The sequence below is a fragment of the Streptomyces sp. NPDC002779 genome (assembly GCF_042888685.1).
In the GTDB taxonomy this organism is placed as follows: domain Bacteria; phylum Actinomycetota; class Actinomycetes; order Streptomycetales; family Streptomycetaceae; genus Streptomyces.
This window is the reverse complement of the sequence record NZ_JBIAQC010000012.1, coordinates 154,740-166,723: the sequence shown is the minus strand read 5'-3', so window position 1 is coordinate 166,723 and position 11,984 is coordinate 154,740. Positions and strand designations below refer to the sequence as shown.

General features: G+C 69.1%; 13 protein-coding genes and 3 pseudogenes. 9 read left to right on the top strand and 7 right to left on the bottom strand.

The genetic code is table 11. The features are described from left to right. The first annotated feature begins 707 nt into the window (after positions 1–707). Together ACFYW5_RS29765 and ACFYW5_RS29760 are read left to right on the top strand one after the other, a co-directional pair. Positions 708–1,448: an N-acetylmuramoyl-L-alanine amidase gene (locus tag ACFYW5_RS29765; RefSeq protein ID WP_389420193.1), complete on the top strand. Its 741-nt coding sequence runs from the start codon at positions 708–710 to the stop codon at positions 1,446–1,448. Between the two features lie 75 nt (positions 1,449–1,523). Further along, the gene (locus ACFYW5_RS29760; RefSeq protein ID WP_389420192.1) at positions 1,524–3,098 is read left to right on the top strand and encodes a glycoside hydrolase family 10 protein; all 1,575 of its coding nucleotides are present in this window, start codon (positions 1,524–1,526) and stop codon (positions 3,096–3,098) included. A gap of 193 nt (positions 3,099–3,291) precedes the next feature. On the opposite strand, the gene ACFYW5_RS29755 is transcribed toward ACFYW5_RS29760, so the two are convergent. From ACFYW5_RS29755 to ACFYW5_RS29745, 3 genes are all read right to left on the bottom strand, one after another. After that, positions 3,292–3,501 (bottom strand): hypothetical protein, encoded by a 210-nt coding sequence (locus ACFYW5_RS29755; RefSeq protein WP_389420191.1) that lies wholly within the window; start codon positions 3,499–3,501, stop codon positions 3,292–3,294. Beyond that, positions 3,495–4,397, bottom strand: coding sequence for a serine/threonine-protein kinase (locus ACFYW5_RS29750; protein ID WP_389420190.1), 903 nt, complete (start codon positions 4,395–4,397; stop codon positions 3,495–3,497). The genes ACFYW5_RS29755 and ACFYW5_RS29750 overlap by 7 nt, the downstream gene beginning before the upstream one ends. Before the next feature lie 177 nt (positions 4,398–4,574). Next, on the bottom strand, positions 4,575–4,955 hold the full coding sequence (locus ACFYW5_RS29745; RefSeq protein ID WP_389420189.1) for a hypothetical protein: 381 nt from the start codon (positions 4,953–4,955) through the stop codon (positions 4,575–4,577). Between the two features lie 238 nt (positions 4,956–5,193). Here ACFYW5_RS29745 and ACFYW5_RS29740 point away from each other — a divergent pair, with 238 nt between their 5' ends. From ACFYW5_RS29740 to ACFYW5_RS29720, 5 genes and pseudogenes are all read left to right on the top strand, one after another. Further along, on the top strand, positions 5,194–5,643 hold the full coding sequence (locus tag ACFYW5_RS29740) for a hypothetical protein (RefSeq protein WP_389420188.1): 450 nt from the start codon (positions 5,194–5,196) through the stop codon (positions 5,641–5,643). A 425-nt stretch (positions 5,644–6,068) separates the two neighbouring features. Continuing rightward, a pseudogene (locus tag ACFYW5_RS29735) lies at positions 6,069–6,232 on the top strand (XRE family transcriptional regulator); the annotation flags it as partial. 138 nt (positions 6,233–6,370) lie between these two features. Continuing rightward, entirely contained in the window at positions 6,371–7,543 is a 1,173-nt protein-coding gene (locus tag ACFYW5_RS29730; RefSeq protein WP_389420187.1) for a hypothetical protein, read from the top strand. Next, a pseudogene (locus ACFYW5_RS29725) lies at positions 7,525–7,977 on the top strand (class I SAM-dependent methyltransferase); the annotation flags it as partial. The gene ACFYW5_RS29730 and the pseudogene ACFYW5_RS29725, both read left to right, overlap by 19 nt. A gap of 13 nt (positions 7,978–7,990) precedes the next feature. Next, positions 7,991–8,452: a class I SAM-dependent methyltransferase gene (locus ACFYW5_RS29720; protein ID WP_389420198.1), complete on the top strand. Its 462-nt coding sequence runs from the start codon at positions 7,991–7,993 to the stop codon at positions 8,450–8,452. 200 nt (positions 8,453–8,652) lie between these two features. Here ACFYW5_RS29720 and ACFYW5_RS29715 read toward each other — a convergent pair whose 3' ends face one another. The 3 genes and pseudogenes from ACFYW5_RS29715 to ACFYW5_RS29705 form a co-directional block, all read right to left on the bottom strand. Then, positions 8,653–8,943 (bottom strand): hypothetical protein, encoded by a 291-nt coding sequence (locus ACFYW5_RS29715; RefSeq protein ID WP_389420186.1) that lies wholly within the window; start codon positions 8,941–8,943, stop codon positions 8,653–8,655. Continuing rightward, complete coding sequence (locus ACFYW5_RS29710; protein ID WP_389420197.1) at positions 8,940–9,155, bottom strand: hypothetical protein; 216 nt, start codon at positions 9,153–9,155, stop codon at positions 8,940–8,942. Before ACFYW5_RS29710 ends, ACFYW5_RS29715 begins: the two co-directional genes overlap by 4 nt. A 187-nt stretch (positions 9,156–9,342) precedes the next feature. Continuing rightward, a pseudogene (locus ACFYW5_RS29705) lies at positions 9,343–9,498 on the bottom strand (NAD-dependent epimerase/dehydratase family protein); the annotation flags it as partial. Here ACFYW5_RS29705 and ACFYW5_RS29700 point away from each other — a divergent pair. Next, on the top strand, positions 9,497–10,495 hold the full coding sequence (locus tag ACFYW5_RS29700; protein WP_389420185.1) for a cupin domain-containing protein: 999 nt from the start codon (positions 9,497–9,499) through the stop codon (positions 10,493–10,495). The pseudogene ACFYW5_RS29705 and the gene ACFYW5_RS29700 overlap by 2 nt on opposite strands. Positions 10,496–10,538: 43 nt before the next feature. Here ACFYW5_RS29700 and ppk2 read toward each other — a convergent pair whose 3' ends face one another. Further along, entirely contained in the window at positions 10,539–11,528 is a 990-nt protein-coding gene (gene ppk2, locus ACFYW5_RS29695) for a polyphosphate kinase 2 (protein ID WP_389420194.1), read from the bottom strand. A 242-nt stretch (positions 11,529–11,770) separates the two neighbouring features. On the opposite strand from ppk2, the gene ACFYW5_RS29690 reads away from it, so the two are divergent. After that, on the top strand, positions 11,771–11,962 hold the full coding sequence (locus ACFYW5_RS29690; protein WP_389420184.1) for an antitoxin: 192 nt from the start codon (positions 11,771–11,773) through the stop codon (positions 11,960–11,962). The last annotated feature ends 22 nt before the right edge of the window (positions 11,963–11,984 follow it).

The window sequence follows — 11,984 nt, the reverse complement described above, 5'->3', positions numbered from 1 at the left end:
ACCTCGGCCATCTCACCAGGTGTCACACCATCACAACGACACCAACAGCCCAACAGACACGCCACTCACAAACGAAGCTGACCAAGCCCTACTAGGGCCGGAACAACTGCCAGTGCTCCCGCGCACGCCGACACCCCCCTGCACCTCCCGCAGAACACCCGCTAGCAGTTCGGCACTGGCCCATGACCCCGCCGAGGACCAAACCGAGCTTTCGAAGGGTCAGCAGCGCCCCAGCGTCTCCGAATCAACGGCGACACCCCGCTTTTCCCTCCCAGGCCACCGTCGGCCCAAGCGGCAGCAACCGAGTCGCCCCACGGGCCAGCGGCGCCAGTCGATCCACGGCCACCAACAGCGGAACAACTTCCATGCCGGTACGTCGGACGACGACTACCGCTGTCTTGACTGGAACCTGTCAACGTATCAACAATTGCTTGTACCTCCCCACCCCTTGGAGGACCGTTGACCCACGGCCCGTCTCGCCGCACGACCCTGCTGGCGGCAGCCGCCGGTGCGTTCGCGCTGCCCGCCATATGTTCCGGACCCGCGCGTGCCGGGACCCCCCTGCCGCCGGGACGCCGTGAACTCCCCATCGTCACGCACCCCCGCCACCCCGGCGCCGTCCACGGCCCCGAAGCCGCGCGCGGGGCCCACACCGAACCCCTGAACGCCGCCGTCAACTGCGCCCTGGATAAGGGAGGGCGGAGCTGATGGCCACGTTCGTCACCCGCTCCCAGTGGGGCGCCAGGGCGCCCAGGAGCGTCAGCAGCGACATCACCCCGGCGCAGGGCGGTGTGGTCGTCCATCACGTCGACGCCGTGAAGGTGGCCAAGGCCGATCACGCCGACTGCGCCGCCCAGGTGCGGGGCATCCAGAACTTCCACATGGACGACAACGGCTGGTCGGACATCGCCTACAGCCACCTCGCCTGTGTCCATGGCTACGTCTTCCAAGGCCGCGGCGAGTACGTCCGCACCGCCGCCCAGGGCACCACGCAGGGCAACGACGACTGGTACGCGGTCTGCGCGCTGACCGGCGGCTCCAGCAGCAGCTACGACACCATCACCGCCGGGCTCATCGACGCCATCCGCCACGGCATCAACCGCCTGCGGGTGTCGGGCGGCGCCGCGCGGGCCATCACCGGCCACCGGGACCACCACGCGACCGCCTGCCCGGGCAACCTGTACGCCAGGGTGCTCAGCGGCGAGGTCAACCCCGGCGGCGGCCCCCTGCCCTACCCCGGCGTCAGTTTCCGCCAGCCGCCGACCTTCGTGCACGCCAGCGTGGCGACCTGGCAGTACCGGATGAACAGCGCGCACGGCTACTCCCTCACCGTGGACGGCCAGTACGGGCCGGGATCCGACTCCGCCTGCCGCAGCTTCCAGTCGCGCAAGGGACTGAGCGTGGACGGCGTCGTCGGACCGGCCACCTGGGGCGCCACGTTCGCCTAGAGCCGGCCAAGGCCCACCGCCATCCCACGACGTACGCCCGCAGCCGACGAACTCCACCCGAGGGGACACCTCGACATGCGCTTGCCTCGCGTACTCACGACCCTGGCGGCGGGCCTCGGCCTGCTCCTCGGCGCGCTCACCGCGCCGGCCGCCCACGCCCGCGCCCACGACGGCGCGGCGGCACCGGCCCAGTGGCGCAGCTACTGGGTGGACGCGTTCAACCCGGGCATCTACACACCCGCACAGGTCACGGCCCTGGTCGAGGACGCGTTGGACGTCAACGCCAACGTCCTGATCGTGCAGACGGCCCGGCGGTACGACTGCTTCTGCAACAACGCCCTGTACCCGCGCACCGACGCCGCGATCGCCCCGGAGCCCTACGACCCGCTGGCGGAAGTGATCCGACAGGGACACGCGGCCGGACTGCAGGTGCACGCCTGGGTCAACGTCAACACCATGTGGAACAGCAGCACCCCGCCCCGCTCCCCTGACCACGTCTTCAACCAGCACGGCCGGAACGCCACCGGAGCCGACCGCTGGCTCAACAAGAAGGCCAACGGCCAGGAACTGGTCGGTGCCAACGCCTATGTAGACCCCGGCCATCCGGCGGCCGTCGACTACATCGTCCGCGGCATCCAGAGCATCGTGCGCAACTACGACGTGGACGGCGTCAACCTCGACTACGTCCGCTACCCGGACGGCAGTTCCACCACCACCCACAGCGACTGGGGCTACAACGCCGTGTCCGTCGCCCGCTTCCAGCAGGCGACGGGCCGGACGGACGTACCCCTCCCGTCCGACACCGCCTGGAGCGACTGGCGGCGCAGCCAGGTCACCCAGCTGGTGCGCAGGATCTACCTCGGAGTCTGGGAGATCGACCCGCGGGCCCGCCTGTCCATGGACGCCATCACCTACGGACACGGGCCGCAGGCGGTCGGCGGCTGGCGGGCCACACGCACGTACGCCGAGGTCCTCCAGGACTGGGCGGGATGGCTGGCCGAGGGGATCATGGACACCGCCGTGACCATGAACTACAAGCGCAACTGGAATCCGGACCAGGCGCGGATGTTCTCCGAGTGGTCCGAGTTCCTGGCCGACCACCAGGGCGAGCGGCAGGCGGTCAACGGACCCGCGCTGTACCTGAACAGCGTCGCGGACTCGCTCAGCCAGGTCAGGGAGGCGCTGAGGCCCAGCGCGGCAGGCAACACCGCGGCCGGCTGGAGCGGTTATTCGTACGCCGCCCCCAGCAAGGACGTGGCGGCCAACGGCCTGGCGGCCGAGCGGGCCAAGCTGGAGCAGGCGCTGACTCAGGGAGAGGACGCGCCGTTCAAGGACGAGGCGGCCGTACCCGGCATGCCGTGGAAGACGGCACCCCTGAACGGGCACGTCACCGGCAGGCTCCTGCTCCGCAGCGGCGGTCCGCTGGACCAGGTACCGGTGAGGCTCGCCCCGCTCACCGGTGACGGCCGGGTGACCACGCGGCTCAGCGACGGCTCGGGCTGGTTCGGCTTCGCCCATGTGGAACCAGGTCTGTATCTCCTCACCCTCTCCCTGCCGGAGGGCGTGATCGGCGCCCCGAAGACCGTGGTGAGGGTGACGAAAGGCGGCATCGCGAAAGCGGCGTTCCCGCCGTTCCTCGCCAGGCCCTGACGCGGCGACTGCGACGGTAGGCAGCACAGCACCGGGGTCCTCCATCGGCCCGGGAACATCAACGCCTCCGCCCCAGCCCCAACCAGCAGAACTGCAACCTCACTGCTCGACCCCGACCGTCACTTCAGGGATCCGCACCCAACGGCTTTTGAGCGGCATGGCCAAGGCCACTGCTGTCACGAGGACGTGTCGTTCAGATGGCTGTTTCCAGCGCCTGCCGGAAGGACTCCGCGGTCGTGGTCACGATGCGCGGACTGTCGATCAGCGCCTCGTCGATCACGTCGGCGAGGCGGCGCGGGATCGACGGGTCGCGGTCTCTGATCGGCACAGCCGCATCCCGAAGCAGCACCATGATGGGGTCCGCATTCGGCGGGAAGGTACGCGGCGTGGTCCCGGTCAGCATGCGGTACAAGGTCGCCGCCGTGGCCCAGACATCGACCTCCGGCTTGGCGTATTTGTAGTCCACGACCTGCGTGCGCGGCATATAGGCCACTGTGCCCAGGCGAAGCAGCGTTGCAGCAGCGCGACAAGACCGTCCGGTACGGTGTTCCTCCGGTCGGCGACGTAGGCGGTGAACACCTCCGCGGCGGTCTGCCCGTACCGGCACGGCGGGCGCCCCATGAACATCTCCAGCACGGTCAGCGCCCACGACCAGGTGTCGGTCGCCCGCGTGAGGCGGGTTCTCGGCCGCCCGGAGTCCGCAGTCCAGATGGCAGCCTCTGCCTGCTCCGGCGAGCAGTACGCCGGGGTCATCCCGCCGAACCCGGCCAGCACGCTGGCGCCCGGCACTACTGCCGTGCTCTCCCCGGCCGCGGCACGGGCCCTGGCCAGACCGAAGTCCGTCACCTTGACCGTGCCCTCGCGATCGAGGAGCACGTTGGCGGGCTTGACGTCCTGGTGCACGAGGCCGTGCCGGTGGGCGTGTTGCAGCCCCCACGCGGTCTGGACGGCTATATCGAGAATCCGGCGCAGCCGATCCCGGCGACCGCCCGCGTAGAGGTGCCCTTCCCGAACGGCCTCAGCGAGGCTGCCCCCGTCCAGCCATTCGGCAAACACCCTGGGCACGCCCCCCAGCCTGCGCACATACACACAGTTCACCGTGTGCGGATGCTCTCCCAACCCCACCCACGTCGCCGCCTCGGCTTCGAAATCACGCAACCCCCTCCCGGTGGACACCAGTTGGGACCGTGGAGCCTTCACCGCAAGTTCCACGTTCCACCCACGGTGCAGCACCCGGTAGACCAGACCCATCCCCCCACTGCGGATCACATCCCGGACCTCGTACAGACCGAGGATCACCTCTCCCGGCCGCCACACAGCCGGCACCTGACCATCCACCACCTGCCGTTGGCCGGGTTTGCAGTTTCGGCGGCTGGATGTCCGGTGACGTCGGATCAGATCGCTGAGGGTGTGGCGGCAGAGCCTGGTAGGGACTGTCTTGCTTTTTGGGAGGCGGCGTGGGGTGGTGGGCGGTGGTTAGGAGCAGGGGTCGACGGTGTCGGCGGGGTCGGTGCCGACGTTGACGTTGCCGCCCCAGACGTAATAGCCGTTGTACTGGGCGCCCTGGCTGTCGTATATGTTGCCGGCGTACCAGACGTTGGTGGTGTATCCACCCGCGGTCACCGTTTCGCCGCGGACGTAGCAGAGACCGTACATGTGGTACCGGTCCACGGTGGGGCCGGTGTTGACGCGGATCTGGCTCTGGGTGTTGGGAGCGGTGCGGATGTTGCTGTTGGGCTGCAGCGAGACATAGAACGCGTCGGGACGGGCCTCGGCTGCTGTGGCGGAGGCGAGCAGGGTGAAAGCGGCGCCGGCGGCGATGCCGGCGGCGGCGACACGGGTTTTGAGCAGGGACATCGTTGAACGCTCCGTCGGATACGGGACCTCAAGGGGTCGCGGTCGGCCGGGGCGGCGTAGCGCCGCCTCGTCACTGGGACCGGCCTAAGGGCGTTGTCGTATGAGTACTGCGGCGGGCGGTTTTCCTCCGGGCACGTCTCATACAGGGCGGGCCGCGATCCCGTCTTGGTGGCGTAGTTCACTCCCGCCGGCCGGATCAGGCCGGCGCGCACTCGGCTCCCTTGGAAGGGAAACCCTCATGGCAACGGCACTTGGCCGTGTCGCCCGTCTGGGCGGCAGCGCGGCTCTGCTCGGCACTCTGGTACTCGGCGCCGGTACGGCGTCTGCCCAAGAGTCCCATCCCATGCGCCCGGTGGGGCAGGCGGCCTCTGGTGAGCTGGCCGCGGGCTCGTTCTTCACCACCTGGGCGTCCGACGTCAATATGCGCAACGACCTGCAACGGGTGAACGGATGGGCCTGCGGGGAGAGTCCTTCCACCACCAACTGCCCGGACGTCACAGGTCAGGCGCAGCCGGGCGACCGGCTGGAGGTCCACTGCCAGACGCTGGGCCAGACGGTCGGCTCCAACCCGTACTGGGTCTTCGTCGACAACCACACCCGCGGCACCTACGGCTGGATGGCCAGCTACTTCATCGCCCATCCGGACAACAAGCTGCCCGGTGTGCCTTCTCCGTGCGTGGGCCCCTGACTCGGCCGACCTGTGCGCCGCGCCCCCAACTCCGCTGGGACGACTGTCGCGGTAGGTGGGGAGCCGGCCTTCGCAACTGCCGGGGAACCGCCTGGGCCGTTATGGGCGTACGGCGTGGTCGGGCCGCTGACATCCCCGATGCGGCCCCTTCGACCACGCCCCGGCTGGAGGTGGGCGTGGGGCGAGCGGCACCGGGTGTACTGGGCCGACCGCGACCGGCCTCCACACCTGGGCAGCGCTGGGCACCCCTCTGCACGACGCGCTGCGCCTGCCACGCCGTCCCAGTGCGCGCCGAGCAGCCCTGCGGAACGCCGCGTGAGACGAACACCGCGCGCCGTCGCCTCCCTGCTGCGCGGCCCTGAGGCAGAGGGCAGCCAGGCGGGGGAGTCGACGGTGTATTTCCTGGGCGTCGTACTGTCTAGCGGGCCCACCTCTTTGCCGCACAAGAGGCTGCACCAGCGAGGCCACAATGCAGGAGATCGTGGCCGAGGCGCTCAAGGAGGTGTACTTCCAGGACGGCGGCCACCGGGCCGAGCAGTTGGAGGAGGTCCGGTTCACGGACATCGAGCAGGTGGAGTTCGACCTGTAGAGGCCCTTCCCGAACAGCTGAGGCCGGGATGTGACTGAGCACTTGCCTTGGCGGATGAGCGCTTGGGTTGGCAGGGAAGAGGAACAGCGGGCGACAGGTGACATACCCGACCCGGCCGACACGACTACGATCACATGTATGGCTGACGGGATAGTGGGGGCGATCGCCGGTCTGTTCAGCGGACGCAGACGCGAGGATGAACTTGCCCTGGTCGATGCGGAGATCACCGCCTTTGGCGAGATGCTTGCCGGGCATCCCTTCGTGCCGGGTCGGCATCAGGATGACCCTGGTCTCCTCGCTGACTACCAACGGGCGCTGGACGCCTACGAGCAGGCCAAGCAGAACTTTGTCGGCGATCGAAACCTCCGGGACGCCGCCGATGTGCTGCGCGCCCTCGACGAGGGGCGCCATGCGCTGGCCTGCGTGGACGCCGTGGTCGAAGGACGGCCACGCCCGCAGCGGCGTCCCCTGTGCTTCTTCGACCCCCGTCACGGACAGTCGACCGAGGAGGTCCGCTGGGCTCCTTCCGAGGGTGCGGCCCGGATGATCGCTGTGTGCGCAGCTGATGCCGTACGCCTGGCCGAGGGGAGGCCAGCGATCGAGAACGGGCTGCGGGAGCAACGGCTCGCCCCGCAGACCGGGCCGGTCCCGAACCTGGCCGGCGCCGCCGACGCGGGCGCGCAGAGACGTATGGGGCGTCGGCCGACCTCAGCTCTTCCGCCCCGCCCTTTCCCCCTCGCCTCTCCCGATCCCTACGAGACCTGGCCCGAGCACACGGGTGTGCGGCAGCGCCGGGAGAGCCGCGGCAATACGGGAGTCCAACTGGTCCGTACTGACCCTCGGAAGCCCGCTCTGCTGGTGGTCCACCTGGAGCGGACCACGAACTCGTGGGTTGAGCTCACCAGCCCGCCCGACGACAACAGGAGACCCAGGCAGATCCTCACGCACGGCTCCCTGCTGACGCGGGCGATCGTTCCGGTCGAGGCCGACGGCCGGGATGAGATACGCCTCCAAGTGCATACCAGGGGAAGGTGGCAGTTCTGGCTGCATCCGCAGGAGGAGATTCCGCTTCTGGAGGGAGAACTGGGATCGACCGGCTCCTACGTCGTGCGGCATCCTGGCGGCCAGGTGCCCCTGCGGATCACCCAGCACGACGGGGGCGCTTTCTCACTCCACAGCCTTCGGCCGGACTTCAGGCTCGGGTCGCTCCTGTGCCGGGGCGACGGGCCGTTCACGGCTACGGCCGTCGCCCCGAGGAAGGCTGGTCTGCTGTCCGTTCAGTCACGCGGCTCATGGAGTATCGCCCCATAGGGACGGGTGGACTGAGCGCACACCACACTGTGAACCTGAGCGCGGCACCTGGCGGTGCGCTACCTGAGCGCTGGGGGTCAATAAGCGCCGTAACAGCCCTTGCCGCGTCCCCCGCCGCGCCCCGCCACCACGTGGTGGAACCGGGTCATGAGGGTGGCTGGGTGGTGTCCTCGGGGACAGCCGTCGCGGTAGAGGTTGCGTGTGGGACGCTGGCATGCGCCGGCAGGACGACGCCCTCAACGCCGTTATCGGTCGGGATCGTGTCGAGGTGCTCGAACTGTTCCTGCGGCACCGGCACGCAGGCCATCGGCTTGGCGCTGTGCGGGCACCGTGTCACCGGCAACGATCTCAGCCCTCGCGCCGTAGCCCGTGTTGCCCGGGAGGCTACCCGCCAATGCCTCAGCCTGCGCACAGCAGCCGCCGACATGCGGCGTCTCCCGTTTGCCGATGGCCGGTTCGACGTCGTCGTCTGCGCTGACAACTCGCTTTCCCCACCTGCTGACAGAGCAGGATGTGCACGCCGCCCTGGCCGAGATGCGCCGCGTGCTGCGCCCAGAGGGCCTGCTGCTGGTCAGCACACGCCCCTACGACGATCTGCCGCGCGAGCACCCCGTTTCGACGCCTCCACAAGTCCACCGGACCGACTGCGCCGACGGCGGAGCACGGACCGTCACCTTCCAGCTCTGGCAATGGCACGACGACGGTGAGCACTACGACTTGGAGCACTTCCAACTCCTTCCGGCAGGCGGAGAATGGCGCGTCGCGGTCCGCCGGACCACCTACTGGGCCCTCAGCCAGGTCCGGTTGGCCGGCCTCGCCGCCGAGGCCGGCTTTGTCGACGCCCGATGGCGGATGCCGCAGGAGACAGGCTTCTTCCAGCCGCTGCTTGTGGCCCGCGCCGACGAGTAGGCCATTGCTTCAAACTCCATGCAACCGCCCCCCTGATGGCAGTGGCGAGTGCTGGTGGCCATCCGTCAGGGGCGGTCGGTCGCAGGGTCTGCGTCGTTGAGGAACCCCATGGGACGGCCCTCGAGTCGGCCGGGCCGCAGCATGCACGTGCGGGTGGGGAGGTCGGCTTACGGAGCTCTGCTGCCGGGAAGGGGCAGGCGTCAGAGGTCAGATGAACGTGGTGTGGACCAGGCGCCCTCTGCGGCGGTAGTGGTGGCGTAATCGGTGAAGTTCCTCGGGGTGCGGCCGAGGGCTCGCTGGATGCCGTCGCTCAAGGAGGCGAGGCCACCGGTGCGGATGTACTCGTACAGGTTGATGGACAGTTGCACCCATTCCTCGGGTACACCGTGTGCGCGTTGTTCCTGCGCGTACTGCTGCAGGGTCAGTGGCACGTAGCGGATGTCACGGCCGGTGGCACGGGCGATTTCCTCGACCGCGTCGCGGAAGGTCATGGTCTGGGGCCGCTGAGTTCATAGTGCCACCCGGCGTGCCCGGCTTCCGTGAGGGCGGCGACGGCCACGTCGGGGATGTCCTCGGCGTCGACGAATGCCTCCATGCCGTCCCCGGCGGGCAGTCGTACCTCGCCGATCAGCACGGGGTGGTAGAGGAAGTCCTCGCTGAAGTTCTGGAAGAACCACCGCGGTCGCAGCACCGTCCAGTCCAAGCCAGAGTGTTCCAGGGCCCGTTCTGCGGCAAGGGCGTGTTCCCGCCCCGCCCTCGGGCACGGACAGCAGCACCGCCCGCTGTGCTCCTGCCGCTGCGGCCTGCCGGGCGAACGCACCGATGGCCTGGGCGGCTTGCGGGCTGCCGAAGTCGGGGACCACGAGGTACATCCCCGCCACTTCCCGCAGCGCGGGCTCCCAGGTGGTGCGGTCCGTCCAGTCGAAGGACGGTGTGCTGGAACGGGAGGCCGTGCGAACCCTCACGCCCCGTTCCTGCAGCAGCCGCGCCACCCGCCGGCCGGTCTTGCCCGTAGCACCCGTCACCAGGATGATCTCGTCGTTCATGGCCTCGACTCAACCAGTCGCCGACTGCCGCGCCCATACCGCACAGGCTCACGTCCATACCGGTTCGTCTACGCTGGCCGGCACGGATCCCTCGGGACTGACCGGCATCGATCCGCTGGCCGATCTCCTTAACGGGGTACGGACCAGTGGCTCGGTCGTCAACCAGTCCTTGCTGACCGGCTCCTGGGCGGCACGCTTCGAGGACGGCTCACCACTGGCCCTGGCGGTCCTGATCCACGGCTGCGCCTGGATCACCCTTGAAGGCGGCGCCCCGGTCCGGCTCGGCCCCGGTGATGTGGCGGTGGTGTGCGGGGGCGTGCCGTATGTGAACGCCAACGCCCCGGTAACAGAACCGGACGTGGTGATCCAGGCCGGAGGTCGCTGTACGACGGCACAGGGCGAGGAACTGCTTCCCCCGCAGATCCCTGGTCCGGACGTCCGGTACGCCGCAGAGCCGGACCGCACCCTTTTGATCAACGGTCTCTACACCGTCGACACCCGTGCGCCCGGCCGGCTGCTCTCGGCCCTGCCGCCCCTTGCCGTCATCGAGGCGTCCGTAGGGAACTGCCCGGTCAGCCACGCGCTCTTCGAGGAGATCACCCGTGCGGAACCCGGGCAGCAGATCCTCCTGGACCGGACGATGGACCTGATGCTGATCACGGCCCTGCGCGCCTGGTTCACCCGCCCTGGCGCCCAAATCCCCAACTGGTACCTCGCCTACAGCGATCCCGTACTCGCCCCGGCACTGCGCCTGCTGCACGCCGACCCCGCCCACCCGTGGACCCTGCCCGCACTCGCGGCGAAATCCGGCGTGTCACGCGCACACCTCGCCAGGCGCTTCCATGCCCTGGTCGGGCAACCGCCTATGACCTACTTGCGGCAACGCCGTCTGGCGCTTCGGCGGCCGCAGGGTCGCCGGCGTAGAAGAGAATCCTCTCGTAGGGCTGCGTATCGCCGCCCGTGGTCCCCCGTGCAACGAATTCCGTCACGATGGTGAGGGGATCCGGGCGGTGCGTCGCACGGCGGTGCCGCGCTGACGTTCAGTCCTCCTCTTCCGGGTGCTGCCCGGGGCCGCTGCTCTGAGGCGACAGCGGGGTGGGGGAGAGGTCCGTGGGTTCCTCCCCGCTCTCCAGGAGAGTGTTGGCGGCGCCGATGATCCGCGGGTCGGCTGACCCGACCGCCTCCTCGTCCTTGGCCGTGTAGTCGCAGCGCAGCAGCAGATGCCGCATCGCTTCGAGCCGGGCCCGACGCTTGTCGTTGCTCTTCACCACGGTCCACGGCGCGTACGGCGTGTCCGTGGCGCGGAACATGTCGACCTTCGCCCTCGTATAGGCGTCCCACAGGTCGAGCGAGGCCAGGTCGGTGGGCGACAGCTTCCACTGCCGTACGGGATCGACCTGGCGGATCGCGAACCGGGTGCGCTGTTCACCTTGCGAGACCGAGAACCAGAACTTGACCAGCGTGATGCCGTCGTCCGTGAGCAGCTTCTCGAAAACGGGCGCCTGGGCGTGGAAGTGCCGGTACTCGGCAGGGGTGCAGTAACCCATCACCCGTTCCACACCGGCCCGGTTGTACCAGGACCGGTCGAAGAAGACGATGTCCCCGGGAGCGGGCAGATGGGGGACGTAGCGCTGGAAGAACCACTGCCCGGCCTCCCTCTCGCTCGGCTTGTCCAGCGCCACCACCCGGGCTCCGCGCGGGTTGAGGCGTTCGGTGAACCGCTTGATCGTGCCGCCCTTGCCGGCCGCGTCCCGCCCCTCGCACACCACCACGACGCGCTGCCCGGTGTCGCGCACCCACTTCTGTAGCTTCAGCAGCTCGATCTGAAGGATCCGCTTCTCCCGCTCGTACGGCTTCCGCGGGAGTTTCTGCTCGTAGGGATAGTTCTCGCGCCAGGTGTCGAGGGGATTGCCGTCGCCGGCCAGCAGGATGGGCTGCTCGGGCCGCTGCTCGTCCACGAGCAGCCCCGCGAGCAGTTCCGACGGCACGGACGTGCCCTCGGGGTCCGCGGCCGGTGTAGCCGGCCTCACTGAATCAACCACGGGCGGGTTCCTCCTGCTCACGACGTCGACAGTTTGCTGCGTTCCGCTCCCGAGACGAGAGGGGGAGGGGGCGACAGGGCGGACCGTCCGGGTCTTGCCGAGTGCCCGCTGCCCGGCCGTCCATGTCCGTCCGCGTGGTTCGCCTGCCGGTCCGTTCGGGATGGTTTGCCCCCAGCTCCCCGGGTACTCGCCGCCGGGTACGACGCACGCGCTATCGCGGGAGGTATCCCATGGGCAAGCTGGGTGACATGGCGAACAAGGCCAAGGCAATGGCGAAGGGCCACCCGGACCAGGCCGACAAGGGCGTGACGCGCGCTGAGCGCATGGTCGACGAGCGGACCGGGAACAAGTACGACGCCCATACCGACAAGGCCGCCGACGCGGCTCGTCGTTCCTACCGGGACAGCGGCACGACGGAGTGACCCACATGACCGGCCTCCGGCC